The following is a 16,731-nucleotide window of genomic DNA, read 5'->3' as shown; positions in this document are numbered from 1 at the left end:
CTTGTTCGATGTTGGGCGCAAGCGAGTCTTGCCCAGGTTTCCTCAGCGTGTGGCGGTGGTCACGTCCTTGGGTGCTGCCGCTTTGCGGGATGTGTTGACGGCGCTTCGACGGCGCTCGCCCCATGTCGAAGTGGTGCTGTCGCCGTGCGCTGTTCAAGGTGCCGAGGCGCCAGCCCAGATCGTGCAGGCCTTGACCGAGGTGATCCTGGCGCATCGCGGCGGCCAGCGCATGGATGCGGTGATCGTGTGTCGTGGTGGTGGTTCGCTGGAAGACTTGTGGTCTTTCAACGACGAGCGCGTGGTGCGCGCCATCGCGGCTTGCCCGATTCCTGTGGTGTGCGGCGTGGGGCATGAAACCGATTTCACTTTGGCGGATTTCGCGGCTGACTTGCGGGCGCCTACGCCAACCGCTGCGGCCGAACTGGTGGCGCAAGCGCGCGAGACCTCGCTGGATCAACTCGATGCTGTCGAGCGCCACATGCAACAACGGATTCATCAGCGGCTGGACAACCTGGCGCAGCGACTGGATCAGGCTGCTGTGCGCATGGCCCGTCCCGCCCAGGTTCTGGGTGAGCATCGGCAGGCCTTGAGTTTGCTGGAGCACCGCATGCTGGCGGCTTGTCAGGAGCGCGTACGTCGTTCCAGGCAGCATTTGCCTCAGTTGCAGCAGCGCCTGGTGCGTGCGGTAGCCGTGCAACAGTCTCGCCATCAGCATGGTTTGCAAGCCTGGGATGCACGATTGGGTGCGCTCAATCCCCACAAGGTCCTGGCGCGTGGCTTTGCATGGTTGACCGATGAAACCGGTGCGCCGATGACGCGAGCGACGCAGGCAGGCGAGGGCGCACAGGTTCGGGGTGTGATGGCCGATGGGGTGTTGCACATGCGCGTCACCCAGGTCGAGCTGGATGCGGCATCCACGCCTGAACAGCACGATTGATGCACACGTCGGGCACCAACAACGCCAACGAAAGCCCCCAGGAATCATGTCCCGGCGCGCCCATGCCTACAATCGCCGGTCGAATTTTCTTCACACTCATCAGGAACAAGCACCATGGCACACACGCTTCCTCCTCTGCCTTACGCTCAAGACGCGCTGGCCCCTCATCTGACGAAGGAAACCTTCGAATACCACTACGGCAAGCACCATCAGGCTTACGTCACCAACCTGAACAACCTGATCCCCGGCACCGAATTCGAAGCGATGTCGTTGGAAGACCTCATCAAGAAGTCCAGCGGCGGCGTGTACAACAATGCAGCCCAGATCTGGAACCACACCTTCTTCTGGAGCTGCATGAAGCCCCAAGGCGGCGGCGCCCCCACTGGCAAGCTGGCTGATGCCATCAACGCCAAGTTCGGCAGCTACGACGCTTTCAAGGAAGCCTTCACCAAGTCGGCCGTGGGCAACTTCGGTTCCGGCTGGACCTTCCTGGTCAAGAAGGCCGATGGCTCCGTGGACATCGCCAACTTCGGCCCAGCTGGTACGCCTCTGACGACCGGCGACACCCCGCTGCTGACGATCGACGTGTGGGAACACGCCTACTACATCGACTACCGCAATGCCCGTCCCAAGTTCGTTGAGGTCTTCCTCAACAGCCTGGTGAACTGGGACTTCGCTGCCAAGAACTTCGGCTGATCGCCTGTTCTCGCAGCGTTTGCTGCAGCGCAAAAATAAAACCGGGCCATGTGCCCGGTTTTTTCTTGGATCACATTTTGTTGCGCCGAGCCAAATACCGAAGTCTTTTTGTGCTTTCCGTGTTTATTTGTGGCGTGAAACCACTTAGGTGGTACATTTGACCCCGGTTCTTTACGGCCCTTCCCGTCGCCCTTGCTGGATTTTGTTTTCCAAGCAGTCAGCAAGGCGGGTCGCAATCCGCCAACCGGTCAAGCCGTGTCGCGGAAGGTTTTTCAACCAGCCAATGTCCAGGGGTACCCTGGAGCGAGGTGAGCGAAATGATGCAGCAGTTCAGGTCGAACTCGTACCTGTTCGGGGGCAACGCCCCATACGTTGAAGAGTTGTACGAGGCATATCTCGACAACCCCGGTTCCGTGCCAGACAACTGGCGAGCCTACTTCGACGCCCTCCAGAACGTCCCAGCCTCTGATGGCACCGATCACCGCGATGTGGCCCATGCGCCCGTGGTTGAATCGTTTGCCCAGCGTGCCAAGGCCAATGCCTTCATGGTCAAGACCAGCTCCGCTGATCTGGCTGTGGCGCGCAAGCAGGTTCACGTTCAATCGTTGATTGCTGCCTATCGTTTCCTCGGTTCCCGCTGGGCGGATCTCGATCCCCTCAAGCGCCAGGAACGCCTCAAGATTCCCGAGCTCGAACCGTCCTTCTACGACTTCACCGAGTCGGACATGGACATCACGTTCAGCGCCACCAACACGTATTTCACCAAGGCCGAGCACATGACCTTGCGCGAAATCGTGCAGGCCCTGCGTGAAACCTACTGCGGCAGCATCGGCGCCGAGTACATGCACATCACCGACCCCGGTGAAAAGCGCTGGTGGCAGGAAAAGCTGGAGTCCATCCGCTCCAAGCCGACCTTCAGCGTCGAAAAGAAGAAGCACATCCTGGAGCGTCTGACGGCTGCCGAAGGCCTGGAGCGCTTCCTCCACACCAAGTACGTTGGCCAGAAGCGCTTCTCGCTCGAAGGCGGCGAAAGCTTCATCGCTTCGATGGACGAGCTGATCCAGCGTGCCGGTGAAAAGGGCGTGCAGGAAATCGTCATCGGCATGGCCCACCGCGGCCGCTTGAACGTGCTGGTCAACACGCTGGGCAAACAACCCGCCGAGCTGTTCTCCGAGTTCGAACACACCGCCCCTGAGAACCTGCCTTCTGGCGACGTGAAGTACCACCAGGGCTTCTCCAGCGACGTGACCACGGCTGGCGGCCCTGTCCACCTGTCCTTGTCCTTCAACCCGTCCCACCTGGAAATCGTCAACCCGGTGATCGAAGGTTCGGTCAAGGCCCGTATGGACCGCCGCGGTGATGCCAAGGGCTATCAAGTGTTGCCCGTGCAAGTTCACGGGGACGCGGCCTTTGCCGGTCAGGGCGTTGTGATGGAAACGTTGGCTCTGGCCCAGACCCGTGGTTACTACACGGGTGGCACGGTGCACATCGTGATCAACAACCAGATCGGTTTCACGACCTCCGACCCACGCGACAGCCGCTCTACGCTGTATTGCTCGGACGTGGTCAAGATGATCGAAGCGCCCGTGCTGCACGTGAACGGCGACGACCCCGAAGCGGTCGTGCTGGCCACGCAACTGGCGCTGGACTACCGCCAGGAATTCAGCAAGGACGTGGTGGTGGACATCGTCTGCTTCCGCAAGCTGGGCCACAACGAGCAGGACACACCTGCCATGACCCAGCCGCTGATGTACAAGAAGATCGGCCAGCACCCCGGCACCCGCAAGGTGTACGGTGATCGACTGGTGGGTGGCGGCACCTTGCCTGCAACCGGTCCCGATGACATGGTCAAGGGCTACCGCGCGGCCATGGAAGCTGGCAAGCACACGGTTGACCCTGTGTTGACCAACTACAAGAGCAAGTACGCCGTTGACTGGACGCCTTACCTGGGCAAGAAGTGGACGGACAGCGCCGACACCGCGCTGCCTCTGGCAGAGTTCCGTCGTCTGGCCGAACGCATCACCACCATCCCCAAGGACTTCAAGCCTCACCCCCTGGTGCAGAAGGTCATCGATGACCGTGCCGCCATGGGTCGTGGCGAGATCAATGTGGATTGGGGCATGGGCGAGCACATGGCCTTTGCCTCGCTGGTGGCATCGGGTTACCCGGTGCGCCTGTCGGGCGAAGACTGCGGTCGCGGTACCTTCACGCACCGCCACTCGGTGCTGCACGATCAGAACCGCGAGAAGTGGGACATCGGTACCTACATCCCGCTGCAGCACGTGGCCGACAACCAGGCTCCGTATGTCGTCATCGACTCGATCCTGTCTGAAGAGGCCGTGCTGGGCTTCGAGTACGGCTATGCCGGCTCCGACCCCAACAGCCTGGTGATCTGGGAAGCGCAGTTCGGTGACTTCGCCAACGGCGCTCAGGTGGTGATCGACCAGTTCATCGCATCCGGCGAAGTGAAGTGGGGCCGTGCCAACGGCTTGACGCTGATGCTGCCGCACGGCTACGAAGGCCAGGGCCCCGAGCACAGCTCGGCTCGCCTGGAGCGCTTCATGCAACTGGCTGCCGACAACAACATGCAGATCGTGCAGCCGACCTCGGCTTCGCAGATCTTCCACGTGTTGCGTCGCCAGATGGTGCGCATGTTCCGCAAGCCGCTGGTCATCATGACGCCCAAGTCGCTGCTGCGTAACAAGGACGCCACTTCGCCACTGACCGAGTTCACACGCGGTGAATTCCGCACCGTGATCGGTGAGGTGGACGAGACCATCGACAACAGCAAGGTCAAGCGTCTGATCTGCTGCTCGGGCAAGGTCTATTACGACCTGGTCAAGAAGCGCGCAGAGAAGAAGGCGCTTGACACGGCCATCATCCGTGTCGAGCAGCTGTATCCCTTCCCGCACAAGGCCTTCGCTGCCGAGATCAAGAAGTATCCCGGCCTGACAGATCTGGTGTGGTGTCAGGATGAGCCACAGAACCAGGGTGCCTGGTTCTTCGTTCAGCACTACATCCACGAGAACATGGCCGATGGGCAGAAGCTGGGCTATGCGGGTCGTCCCGCCTCGGCTTCGCCTGCAGTGGGTTATGCCCACCTGCACCAGGAACAGCAAAAAGCTTTGCTGGACCAGGCCTTCGCCAAGCTCAAGGGCTTCGTTCTCACCAAGTAAAGGTTCAGGTGCCCTGCGGGGCGCCCGAACCGAGCTGCCTGCGGGCGCATCCAGTGCGCATCAGCTAGACAGGCAGCAGGTGAGGGCGATAGCAGGGCCGAATGGAGATACACATCATGGCAATCATTGAAGTCAAGGTTCCTCAGTTGTCCGAGTCGGTGGCCGAAGCCACCCTGTTGCAGTGGAAGAAAAAACCCGGCGAGGCTGTTGCTGCGGACGAAATCCTCATCGAGATCGAGACCGACAAGGTCGTGCTCGAAGTGCCTGCGCCTGGCGCTGGCGTGTTGGCCGAGTTGGTGATCGCTGATGGCGGCACCGTCGTGTCCGATCAGGTGATCGCACGCATTGATACCGAAGGCGCTGCTGGTGCCGTGGCTGCGCCTGCTGCCTCGGCGCCCGCCGCTGCAGCACCTGCCGCAGCCCCCGTGGCTGCCGCCGCGACCGGTGGCAGCAAGGCCGACGTGGCGATGCCCGCCGCTGCCAAGTTGTTGGCCGACAATGGCTTGAGCACGGCCCAGGTGCCCGGTTCGGGCAAGGATGGTCGCGTCACCAAGGGTGATGTGCTGCAAGCGGTGGCGGCTGGTGCCAGCAAGCCGGCTGCGGCCGCACCTGCTGCGTCTGCCATCCCCACTGGCGTACCCTCCAGCGCGCTGCCGGCTGTTCAGGCCCCGAGCGTGCCCAATCCGCTGGGCGAACGCCCCGAGCAGCGCGTGCCGATGAGCCGTCTGCGTGCCCGTGTGGCCGAGCGTCTGCTGCAATCGCAAGCCACCAATGCCATCCTGACAACGTTCAACGAAGTGAACATGGCGCCGCTGATGGAGATGCGCAAGAAGTTCCAGGAGAAGTTCGAGAAGGAACATGGCACCAAGCTGGGCTTCATGAGCTTCTTCGTCAAGGCCGCTGTGCACGCGCTGAAGAAGTACCCCGTGCTGAACGCCTCGGTGGACGGCAACGACATCGTCTACCACGGCTACTTCGACATCGGCGTGGCCGTGGGCTCGCCTCGTGGCCTGGTGGTGCCCGTGCTGCGCAATGCCGACCAGATGACCTTCTCGGAGATCGAAAAGAAGATCGCCGAGTTCGGTGTGAAGGCCCGTGACGGCAAGCTGGGTCTGGATGACCTGACCGGCGGCACCTTCTCGATCTCCAACGGCGGCACGTTCGGCTCGATGCTGTCGACCCCGATCATCAACCCGCCTCAATCGGCCATCCTGGGCGTGCACGCCACCAAGGATCGCCCTGTGGTGGAGAACGGCCAGATCGTGATCCGTCCGATCAACTACCTGGCGATGTCGTATGACCACCGCATCATCGACGGCCGCGAAGCCGTGCTGGGCCTGGTCGCCATGAAGGAAGCGCTGGAAGATCCAGCTCGCCTGCTGTTCGACATCTGATCGCCCCTGATCGTTACTTGACCTGATTTTTTGCGGCCGGGCGGGCCTCACAAGGGCCCGCTCCGGACTGTCAAACCCCACGCAGCACCACGACCGGAATCGCATCCACCATGTCTCTGGCTGACGAACTCGAACGCATCGCCTTGCTGCATGAACGCGGCGTGCTCAGCGATGAGGAGTTCCAGCAGATCAAGGCCCGTCTTATCCATCAATTGCCCCAGTCGGGCGACGGCTTACCGGCCGGCGCTTCCGGCCGCCTGGAGGTCAGCCAGCTGCGTCGTTCACGAGACGACCGCTGGCTGGGTGGCGTATGCGGTGGCATTGCGCGCCTCACCAGCATGGAGTCGTGGATCTGGCGGCTGATCTTTGCCGCCATGTTCATGCTCTGGGGTTCGGGTTTATTGCTCTACATCCTGCTGTGGATCTTCGTGCCTGACGACTGAGTTCGAGGCAGATCACCACAGCGCAACAAGCGGATCGACACCATCATGTCCAATCAATTCGACGTCATCGTCATCGGTGCAGGCCCCGGCGGCTACATTGCGGCCATCCGTGCAGCGCAACTGGGTTTCAAGGTTGCCTGTATCGATGAGTGGAAGAATGGCAAGGGCGGCCCTGCACCTGGCGGTACCTGTACCAATGTGGGTTGCATCCCGTCGAAGGCCTTGCTGCAGTCTTCAGAGCATTACGATCAGGCTGCACACCATTTTGCAGACCACGGCATCACCGTGGAAGGGCTGAAGATGGATGTGGCCAAGATGATCGCCCGCAAGGATACGGTCGTCAAACAGAACAATGACGGCATCCTCTACCTGTTCAAGAAGAACAAGGTGAGCTTTTTCCATGGTCGCGGTTCCTTTGTGAAGTCTGCTGATGGCGCTTACGAAGTGGCTGTGACGGGTGAGAAGCCCGATACGCTGACCGCCAAGCACGTCGTCATTGCCACAGGCTCCAGCGCACGCCAGTTGCCTGGCGCCGAGTTCGACGAGAAGCTGATTCTGTCCAACGACGGCGCGTTGGCCGTCACGGAAGTGCCCAAGAAGCTGGGTGTGATCGGCTCGGGCGTGATCGGCCTGGAAATGGGGTCGGTCTGGCGCCGTCTGGGTGCGGAAGTGACCGTATTGGAAGCCCTGCCAACTTTCCTGGCTGCTGTCGATGAACAAGTCGCCAAGGAAGCCCAGAAGATCTTCGTCAAGCAAGGCCTCAAGCTGGAACTGGGCGTGAAGATCGCTGAGGTCAAGGCGGGCAAGAAGGGCGTGAGCATCAGCTACGCCAATGCCAAGGGCGAAGAGCAGAAGCTGGATGTGGACAAGCTGATCGTCTCGATCGGTCGCGTGCCCAATACCACCGGCCTGAATGCCGAAGCTGTGGGCCTCAAGCTCGACGAGCGCGGCGCCATCGTGGTGGACGACGACTGCAAGACCAACCTGCCCAATGTCTGGGCGGTGGGCGACGTGGTGCGTGGCCCCATGCTGGCCCACAAAGCTGAAGAAGAAGGCGTGGCGGTGGCTGAGCGCATCGCGGGTCAACATGGCCACGTCGATTTCAACCTGATTCCCTGGGTGATTTACACCAACCCGGAGATCGCCTGGGTCGGCAAAACCGAACAGGCGTTGAAAGCGGAGGGCCGTGCCTACAAGGCCGGTTCCTTCCCCTTTATCGCGAATGGTCGTGCCCGTGCCTTGGGCGACACCACGGGCTTCGTCAAGTTCCTGGCTGATGCAGCGACCGACGAGATCCTGGGCGTGCACATCATCGGGCCGTTCGCCAGCGAGCTGATCGCCGAGGCTTGTGTGGCCATGGCCTTCAAGGCCAGCGCGGAAGACATCGCGCGCATCTGTCACGCACACCCCAGTTTGAGTGAGTCGACCAAGGAAGCCGCGCTCGCGGTGGACAAGCGCACCTTAAACTTCTGAGTTCGGCGCAAGCTACTCACATCAGGGGCGGCTGGGCTGCCCCTTTTTAATTTGCTTTTCACATCGTCAAATGCCTGCGTCCGCGATCTCCGTTACCAAGCTGTATGAGCAAAGTCTGGCCGAGCGCGGCTACAAGGCCGATGCGGCGCAGCTCAAGGGCATTGCGGCATTGCAGCGTTGTCAGGACGAGTGGGCTGGCTACAAGCGCCAGCGCTCCAATGCGCTGACCAAGATGCTGCGCTACCCCGATCTGCCCAAGGGTGTCTACATGTACGGCGGGGTGGGGCGCGGCAAGAGCTTCATCATGGATTGCTTCTACAACGCAGTCCCCTTGCAGCGCAAGACGCGCCTGCACTTTCACGAGTTCATGCGTGAAGTGCACCGGCAGTTGCATGAGCTCAAAGGCGTGCAGGACCCGCTGGAGGTGCTGGCCAAGCGCATGTCGCGCAAGCACCGCCTGATCTGCTTTGACGAGTTTCACGTCGCCGACGTGACGGACGCGATGATCCTCTACCGCTTGCTGGACGCCATGTTCCGCAACCGCATGAGCATCATCACCACCTCGAACTTCCATCCTGATGGGCTGTATCCCAATGGCTTGCATCGCGACCGCATCCTGCCGGCCATCGAGCTGCTCAAGAGCCAGCTGGAAGTGATCAATGTGGACAGCGGCAATGACTACCGTCGCCGCACGCTGGAGCTGGCCAATCTGTACCTGACGCCGCTCAACGAGAGCACAGCCAAGGAGATGGACGAGATCTTCGGCAAGCTGGCTGAAACGGCAGATGAAGACCCAAACCTGAACATCGAACACCGTGTGCTCAAAGCCAAGCGCCGTGCAGGTGGTGTAGTGTGGTTCGATTTTCAGACCCTGTGCGGTGGCCCGCGCTCTCAGAATGACTACCTGGAGCTGGCTTCACGTTTCCACACGGTGATGCTCAGCGATGTGCCGCACATGCCGGTGCGCATGGCTTCCGAGGCGCGCCGCTTCACCTGGCTGATCGACGTGTTGTACGACCGCAAGTGCAAGCTGGTGATCTCGGCCGAAGTGCCGCCGGATCAGCTCTACACCGAAGGGCCGATGTCGCACGAGTTCCCGCGCACGGTGTCACGACTGACTGAGATGCAGTCCAAGGAATACCTGAGCGAAGAGCGCCGGGTGGTGGACACCTCGATCACTTGATCAGGCGAAGCGCTGCTTTAGCTTGAGGAAGTGGGTTTCGTACAGGTTGTACGACAACCAGGCTGCCACATAAGTGACCGCGACGACGCCTGCCATGTGCAGGCTGGCATACAGGATGCTGCCAGCAGGGTGAATGCCGAGCTTGTTCAGCACGTCCTTGCTGAACAGGTCGTGCAGGGGCTTGTGGATCACGTACATACCGTAGCTGTATTTGCCGATGCTGCGCAGTGGGGCAAATTGCAGCGCCTTGTGCCATATCGGGCTGTTGGCACCCTGACCAACTTGTGCATCACGCCAGGCGGCTGCGTAGATGATCACGGCAAACAGGATGGCCAGAACCAAATAGCCATAAATCATGCCCTTGGGGGTGGCGCGAGGGTAGCCGTGCGTCCAGACGCCGGTCAAAGCAAACAGAATGAAGGCGGCCGCCACCAGCTTGGTGCCGTGTTGTTTGAGCCAGTCGGCGCAAGCGGGCATGCGCCAGCAGGCGGCGGCGAAACCGCCAAGCGCCAGCGCATCAATGCGGCAGATGGTCCATGAGTAGACGGCCTCGGTTGGCACGCTGCCGCTGTGCAGCAGCCACGCGCGGCTGATCAGGCACAGGGCAGCGACGACCAGGCAAGCCCAAGCCACCTTGGCCGGCCCCTTGAGCGCAAAAACAAGCAGCGGCCAGAACAGGTAGAACTGTTCTTCGACCGCAAGAGACCAGAAATGGGGCAGGGCGTCCGGGCCCCAGCCCAGTGGGGCCGTCCAATTGACCAGATACGCCCAGAGCCACCCCTGGTAAGGCGCTTCTGCCTGGTAGATGCTGGGCTGCATACCCAGCAGCGGCAGGATCACGAAAATCAGCGCCAACGCCGTGTAGTACAGCGGAAAGATCCTCAATGCACGACGAACCACGAAGTTCGACAAGGCCTTGGGCTTGCCAATGGTGTCCAGCAATATCCCTGTAATCAGGAAACCGCTGAGCACGAAAAACAACTGAACCCCGACCCAGCCGATGTTGAGCATGTATTGCGCAACCAAGGTGGCGCCGTGCATCTCTGGCGCTTCAATGAGCTGGGCGTTGTGGGCCATCACCACAAGGATGGCGAGGCCGCGCAGGCCATCCAGCGCGGGCATGTAAGTCGTGCGCACTGCAAGAACTCCGGAAAATTGAATCAGTTGGATTCGATGCGCACCAGCGCCAGCGACAGGTTGTCGCCACCTGCTCGGGCACGATGGCGGGCTTTGCCGACCAGCATTTCAGCTGCCTCGCGTGGTGGCAGCGTGTGCACAATCGCGCCGAGCTCCTTGGGCGTGAAGTAATGCCACAGGCCGTCGGAGCACACCAGCAAGCTGTCACCGATGTCCAGTTGCTGGATACGATGGGTTGCGATGGGCGGGTCTTGTTGGGTCCCCAGGCAACCCGTCAACAGGTTGGCTTGAGGGTGCACATTGGCTTCCTCTTCCGAGATCTGCCCTTCGTCGACCAGTCGCTGAACGAAGGAGTGGTCCAGCGTGCGGTGTACGAGTTCAGGGCCTCGAAAGTGGTAAACACGGGTGTCACCAGCGTGGGCGATGTCCGCAGACAGATCAGGATTGATGATGAAGGTGCCCACGGTTGAATGGGGCTCTTCTTCAAAGGCGATGGCGGTCAACTTGATCATGAGGTGGGCCTCGTTGATCAGTTGAACCAGGGTCTGGTCAGATTCGTCCTTGGCTGGAACGTAGCGATCAAACACCTGGCGAGCCGTCAGGATGACCTGGTCAGCCGCCTTTCTGCCACCGCTTTTGCCGCCCATGCCGTCCGCCACGACGGCCAGCAAGCATCCCTGAACCCGTGGGTGAGGAATGACTTCAACCTGGTCTTGCTGGTAGGGCCGATCCCCCCGATGGATGCCCGTGGCAGCCACCAGGCGAAAACTGGACGGTGGATTGATCATTGGAAAACTATAATCGCTATTCAGTAGGATCCGGGGGGTGGCGAGGCCCCGGGGCATCCCTTGTTCAAGCGCCTTGTCATGGAGCCCCTGGCATCCAAGATGCAAGAAAACCTGCATTCTCCCCATCGCCAACTGATCGAATTGCGCATGGAGCACGCTGATCTGGACAACCTGATCGACCGTGCCGCAGAACAGACGCCGGTTGACGAACTGTCGCTGCGGCGCCTCAAAAAACGCCGTTTGCTGCTGCGAGACCAGATCGCGCGGCTTGAATTGATGCTCGATCCCAAAGAGCCGGCCTGAATCACCGGCTGTCTTTTCATGCGGACAAGGCTTCCAGCAGGTCGGTTTCCAGCGTCAGTTGCAGCTTGTCCTGACGCAGCGAATCCCCCGTGACCAGGAAGGTGTCTTCCACCCGTTCGCCCAAGGTGCTCACTTTCGCGAGTTGCACGTTGACGTGGTGACGGGCCAGGGTTCTGGCAATCACATACAGCAGGCCGGAGCGGTCGCTGGCCGAGATGCTTAGCAGCCAGCGCTGAGCCCGTTCATCCGGGCGCAGGCTGACACGAGGCTTGACGGGGAAGGACTTCACCCGGCGAGACAGGCGCCCACGGCTGGGCTCGTGCAGGGGCTTGTCGGACGCCACGGCCTCGGCCAGCTGGTTTTCAACCAGGGCGATCAGATCGCGGTAGTGCACGCCGTCGAAGGCCATGTTGTCGCTGGCCAGGATCTGGAAGGTGTCGAGCGCATAGCCGGACTTCGAGGTGTGGATGCGGGCGTCCTGAATGTTGAAGCAGGCCTTGTCGAAGTAGCCGCAGATGCGGGCAAAGATGTCTGGCCGGTCGGGCGCATAGACCAGCACCTGCAAGCCTTCGCCTACCGATGACAGGCGCGCGGCCACGATCGGCTTGTCGGTCTCGACATGGCGCCACAGCATGCGGGTGTGCCAGGCGATGTCGGCAGAATCGTGGCGAGCGAAGTAGCTCATGTCCAGCGTCTTCCAGAGCTTTTCTTCGATGCCGGTGGGCATGTAGTACAGCGCCAGGGTGTGCCGGGTCTGTTGCTTGCGGGCCTCGATCTCGGCGTCCATGTGGGGGCGGGCGCCGCCCAGCGCACGCAGGGTGAGCTTGTAGAGGTCTTCCAGCAGCTTGCCCTTCCAGGCGTTCCAGACCTTGGGGCTGGTGCCGCGGATGTCGGCGACGGTCAGCAGGTACAGGCCGGTCAGCGTGCGTTCATTGCCCACGCGCTTGGCAAAGGCCTGGATCACATCGGGGTCGGACAGGTCTTCCTTCTGCGCCACCCGTGACATGGTCAGGTGCTCGGTCACGATGAACTCGATGAGCTTGGCGTCTTCGCCGGTGATGCCGTGGTCGCGGCAGAAACGGCGGACTTCCTGCCCACCCAGCTCGGAGTGATCGCCACCACGGCCCTTGGCTACATCGTGGAAGAGGGCGGCCACGTACAGCAGCCAGGGCTTGTCCCACTCTGCGGCCAGTTGGGTGCAGAAGGGGTATTCGTGAGCGTGCTCGGGAATGAAGTAGCGCCGCACATTGCGCACGACCATCAGGATGTGCTGATCGACCGTGTAAACGTGGAACAGGTCGTGCTGCATCTGGCCCACGATGCGACGGAACACCCAGAGGTAGCGGCCCAGCACCGAGGTCTGGTTGAGCAGGCGCATCACGCGGGTCTGGCCTTGCTGCTCCTGCAGGATGGCCATGAAGGCCTGGTGATTGACCGGGTCCTTGCGGAAGTTGCCGTCCATCACATTGCGGGCGTTGTAGAGCGCGCGCAGGGTGCGGGCTGACAGGCCCTTGAGTGTGTGATCCTGCTGCAAGGTCAGGAAGGTGGCGAGGATGGCGTGCGGGTCACGCTCGTACAGGTCATCGCCGGTGATTTCAAGGAAACCGCCGCGGTCCATGAAGCGCTCGTTGATCGGGCGCATCGGTGCGTCTTGCGAGCCGAATACGCGTTCCTCGATGTTGAGGATGAGGATCTGGTTGAGCTGGGTGACGGCTTTGGCCGCCCAGTAATAGCGGCGCATCAAGGCTTCGCTGGCGCGCAAGGCCTTGGTGTTGGCATAGCCGAAGGACTCGGCGACAGCGGTTTGAAGGTCGAACACCAGGCGGTCTTCGCGCCGACCGGCGATCTGGTGCAGGCGCGTGCGGATGAGCTTGAGCGTGCCTTCGTTGCGCGAGAGCTGGCGGGCTTCAAACGGTGTCAGCAGGCCGTTCTTGGCCAGCTCGTGCCAGGTCTTGCCGAAACGGGCTGCGCGAGCCAGCCACAGCACCACTTGCAGGTCGCGCAGGCCACCTGGGCTTTCCTTGCAGTTGGGTTCCAGTGAGTAGGGTGTGTCTTCGTACTTGGTGTGCCGCTGGCGCATCTCCAGCATCTTGGCGGTGACGAAGGCCTGCACGTCCATGTGCTCGAAGGTGGACTGCTGCAGTTCATCAAAGCGGGCACGCGAGCCGTGGATGAAGCGCGCTTCCAGCAGCGAGGTCTGCACGGTGATGTCGCGCAGGGCTTCTTCGCTGCATTCCTCGACGCTGCGCACGCTGGAGCCGATTTCCAGGCCCACGTCCCAGCAGGCGGTGATGAAGCTCTCGACGCTGGGCGCCAGGCTTTCGTCGCCCGTGATTGATGGGGACAGGGGCAGGAGCAGCAGCACGTCCACGTCGGAATGCGGGAACAGCTCGCCCCGGCCATAGCCGCCCACGGCCACCAGCGCGGCGCCACGCGGCATGGGGTGCGCTTCCCAGATCTGGATCAGCGTGCGGTCAACCAGTCTGGCCAGTTGGGTCAGCAGCCGGCCCGCCGTGACGGTGGAGGCGCGGCTTTGCTGGAACTGGGCCAGCAGCTCGGTCTTGGCGTTCTTGAACTGCGTGCGCAGGGCGGCGACATCCAGTGTCATGTTCTTGTGGGGGTACTTCAAGGACAAAGGCCTCGTCAGGAGATTGACGAGGCCTGTATGGCGGGCGACGGATCAGGTCTTGGTCGACGTGATGAAGTCGGGCAGTGGCGGGCTGCCGGCAGACAGCGTCAGCACTTCGTAGCCAGTCTCCGTCACCAGGATGGTGTGCTCGTACTGGGCGGACAAGGAGCGATCCTTGGTCACGATGGTCCAGCCGTCTCCCAGGGATTTGATGTCCTTCTTGCCGGCGTTGATCATGGGCTCGATCGTGAAGATCATGCCGGGCTTGAGCTCTTCCAGCGTGCCGGGGCGGCCATAGTGCAGCACCTGGGGCTCTTCGTGGAATTTCTCGCCGATGCCGTGGCCGCAGAACTCGCGCACGACCGAGAAGCCCTGGTTTTCAGCGAAGGTCTGGATGGCGTGGCCGATGTCGCCCAGGCGAGCGCCCGGCTTGACCTTGGCGATGCCGCGCCACATGGCTTCATAGGTGATGGCGCACAGGCGCTTGGCCGCGATCGAGCCGTTGCCGACGATGAACATGCGGCTGGTGTCGCCGTGCCAGCCGTTCTTGATCACCGTGATGTCGAGGTTGACGATGTCGCCATCCTTCAACTGCTTGTCACTGGGGATGCCGTGGCAGACCTGCTGGTTGATCGAGGTGCAGATCGACTTGGGGTAGGGCTTGTGGCCACCCGGGGCGTAGTTCAGCGGGGCGGGGACGCAGCCTTGCTCGTTGACCATGTAGTCGTGGCAGAGCTTGTCCAGCTCGTCGGTGGTGACACCGGGTTTGACGAAAGGCTCGATGTAGTCCAGCACCTCGGACGCCAGTCGGCCGGCCAGACGCATGGCGTCGATGTCGGCGCCTGTTTTGATGGTGATGCTCATGGGGGCGAATTATCCGTATTTCGCGTGGGCTATGACGCGCACGGGGATATTAGAAAGACACTGAATGCCGGCTTTTGTGGCTGGCAGCCGGTAAAATGCGCGTTTTTCCTGATGCTGTCGCCAAACGCACCACCCACGTGATGTCCATCCTGATGCACTTTGAAGGCGGTAACGCCCTGGCCCCCCACCAAGTTCAGGCCCTGCTGCCCAAGCTGCAAGCCATCAATCCACGTATCAGCGGTGTGTCCGCGCGGTTCGTGCACTGGGTGGCCATGGACCAGGCGCTGCCTCAAGGCGAATTGGACAAGCTGGCCGCCTTGCTGACCTACGGCGATGCCTACACCGGCACGAATGAAGGCGACCTGATTGTGGTAGCGCCGCGACTGGGCACCGTGTCGCCCTGGGCCTCCAAGGCAACGGACATCGCCCACAACTGCGGCCTGGGCATCCGCCGCGTGGAGCGCGTGACCGAATTCCGCCTGACCGTGAAGGCCGGCGTCATTGGCGCCCTGATGGGCGGTGCCAAGGCCCTGGCCGTGCAGGATGTGCAAGCCTGTGCCGCCTTGCTGCACGATCGCATGACCGAAAGCGTGCTGCTGGCCCGCGAAGAAGCCCGCCACCTGTTCGACGAACAGCAAGGCGCTCCCATGGCGCATGTGGATGTGCTGGGCCAGGGCCGCAAGGCGCTGGAAGAGGCCAACGTGACCTTCGGTCTGGCTTTGTCGGATGATGAAATCGAGTACCTGGTCAATGCCTTCATCGGCCTGAAGCGCAACCCGACCGACGTCGAACTGATGATGTTCGCGCAGGCCAACAGCGAACACTGCCGCCACAAGATCTTCAACGCGCAGTTCACCATCGATGGCCAGGCGCAGGATCTGTCCATGTTCGGCATGATCCGCAACACCGAAAAGCTCAACTCGCAGCACACGGTGATCGCGTACAGCGACAACGCCTCGGTGATGGAAGGCCATCAAATTGAGCGCTGGATGCCAGCCGGCTACACCAACGCCCCTCAGTACCAGGCCCGTGAAGAACTGGCCCACGTGCTGATGAAGGTGGAGACCCACAACCACCCGACCGCGATTTCGCCTTACCCAGGTGCATCGACCGGCGCGGGCGGCGAAATTCGTGATGAAGGCGCTACGGGCCGTGGTTCGCGCCCCAAGTCTGGTCTGACGGGCTTCTCTGTCTCCAACCTGAACCTGCCCGGCACGAACGAGCCCTGGGAGGCCGTCAAGTTCGGCAAGCCCGAGCACATCGCCAGCCCGCTGCAGATCATGATCGAAGGCCCGTTGGGTGGTGCCGCGTTCAACAACGAATTCGGTCGCGCCAATCTGGGTGGCTACTTCCGTGTGTTCGAGCAGACCGTGGGCGGAGGCGAGGGCTCTACAACCCCGGCCATCCGCCGCGGCTATCACAAGCCCATCATGATCGCCGGTGGCATCGGCACCATCAGCAGCGAGCAGACCAAGAAGATCCAGTTTGCCGCTGGCACCTTGTTGATCCAGTTGGGCGGCCCCGGCATGCGCATCGGCATGGCTGGTGCGGCGGCTTCCTCCATGGCGGCGGGCACCAACTCGGCCGCGCTGGACTTCGACTCTGTGCAGCGCGGCAACCCGGAAATCGAACGCCGTGCGCAAGAGGTCATCAACCACTGCTGGGGCCTGGGCGCCAACAACCCCATCCTGGCCATCCACGACGTGGG

13 protein-coding genes are annotated in these 16,731 nt (G+C 61.7%); 9 read left to right on the top strand and 4 right to left on the bottom strand.

What is annotated here, in order from left to right; translation table 11 throughout:
- The 7 genes from xseA to zapE form a co-directional block, all read left to right on the top strand.
- On the top strand, positions 1 to 937 hold a 937-nt coding region (xseA, locus tag EPO09_RS17865; protein ID WP_290645136.1), incomplete at its 5' end, for an exodeoxyribonuclease VII large subunit.
- Between the two features lie 114 nt (positions 938 to 1,051).
- Positions 1,052 to 1,633, top strand: a complete 582-nt coding sequence (locus EPO09_RS17860; protein WP_290645134.1) for a Fe-Mn family superoxide dismutase — start codon at positions 1,052 to 1,054, stop codon at positions 1,631 to 1,633.
- Between the two features lie 317 nt (positions 1,634 to 1,950).
- A complete protein-coding gene (locus tag EPO09_RS17855) occupies positions 1,951 to 4,809 on the top strand; it encodes a 2-oxoglutarate dehydrogenase E1 component (protein WP_290645142.1) in 2,859 nt (952 codons plus the stop codon).
- 116 nt (positions 4,810 to 4,925) lie between these two features.
- Positions 4,926 to 6,203, top strand: a complete 1,278-nt coding sequence (odhB, locus tag EPO09_RS17850) for a 2-oxoglutarate dehydrogenase complex dihydrolipoyllysine-residue succinyltransferase (RefSeq protein WP_290645132.1) — start codon at positions 4,926 to 4,928, stop codon at positions 6,201 to 6,203.
- Positions 6,204 to 6,313: 110 nt separating this feature from the next.
- Positions 6,314 to 6,646: a PspC domain-containing protein gene (locus EPO09_RS17845; RefSeq protein ID WP_290645130.1), complete on the top strand. Its 333-nt coding sequence runs from the start codon at positions 6,314 to 6,316 to the stop codon at positions 6,644 to 6,646.
- Positions 6,647 to 6,691: 45 nt separating this feature from the next.
- On the top strand, positions 6,692 to 8,119 hold the full coding sequence (lpdA, locus tag EPO09_RS17840; protein ID WP_290645128.1) for a dihydrolipoyl dehydrogenase: 1,428 nt from the start codon (positions 6,692 to 6,694) through the stop codon (positions 8,117 to 8,119).
- A 70-nt stretch (positions 8,120 to 8,189) separates the two neighbouring features.
- Positions 8,190 to 9,302 carry a cell division protein ZapE gene (gene zapE / locus EPO09_RS17835; RefSeq protein ID WP_290645126.1) on the top strand — a complete coding sequence of 371 codons (1,113 nt, stop codon included), beginning with the start codon at positions 8,190 to 8,192 and terminating at the stop codon, positions 9,300 to 9,302.
- Here the strand turns inward: zapE and EPO09_RS17830 are convergent, their stop codons facing one another.
- Complete coding sequence (locus tag EPO09_RS17830) at positions 9,303 to 10,439, bottom strand: acyltransferase (RefSeq protein WP_290645124.1); 1,137 nt, start codon at positions 10,437 to 10,439, stop codon at positions 9,303 to 9,305.
- Positions 10,440 to 10,462: 23 nt separating this feature from the next.
- Positions 10,463 to 11,227 (bottom strand): PP2C family serine/threonine-protein phosphatase, encoded by a 765-nt coding sequence (locus EPO09_RS17825; RefSeq protein ID WP_290645122.1) that lies wholly within the window; start codon positions 11,225 to 11,227, stop codon positions 10,463 to 10,465.
- Between the two features lie 99 nt (positions 11,228 to 11,326).
- Between EPO09_RS17825 and EPO09_RS17820 the strand changes: the two genes are divergently transcribed.
- Positions 11,327 to 11,530 (top strand): DUF465 domain-containing protein, encoded by a 204-nt coding sequence (locus EPO09_RS17820; RefSeq protein WP_290645140.1) that lies wholly within the window; start codon positions 11,327 to 11,329, stop codon positions 11,528 to 11,530.
- Between the two features lie 16 nt (positions 11,531 to 11,546).
- Here EPO09_RS17820 and EPO09_RS17815 read toward each other — a convergent pair whose 3' ends face one another.
- On the bottom strand, positions 11,547 to 14,138 hold the full coding sequence (locus EPO09_RS17815; protein WP_290645138.1) for a [protein-PII] uridylyltransferase: 2,592 nt from the start codon (positions 14,136 to 14,138) through the stop codon (positions 11,547 to 11,549).
- Positions 14,139 to 14,210: 72 nt separating this feature from the next.
- Positions 14,211 to 15,023 (bottom strand): type I methionyl aminopeptidase, encoded by an 813-nt coding sequence (map, locus tag EPO09_RS17810; protein WP_290645120.1) that lies wholly within the window; start codon positions 15,021 to 15,023, stop codon positions 14,211 to 14,213.
- A gap of 140 nt (positions 15,024 to 15,163) precedes the next feature.
- On the opposite strand from map, the gene EPO09_RS17805 reads away from it, so the two are divergent.
- Positions 15,164 to 16,731, top strand: a 1,568-nt coding sequence (locus EPO09_RS17805; protein WP_367200088.1) for an AIR synthase-related protein, incomplete at its 3' end; no start/stop codon positions are given.

It is taken from the genome of Aquabacterium sp. (assembly GCF_004297345.1).
Lineage (GTDB): Bacteria > Pseudomonadota > Gammaproteobacteria > Burkholderiales > Burkholderiaceae_C > Aquabacterium.
Note: the sequence above shows the minus strand (reverse complement) of the source record. Positions and strands in the feature narration are given on the sequence as shown.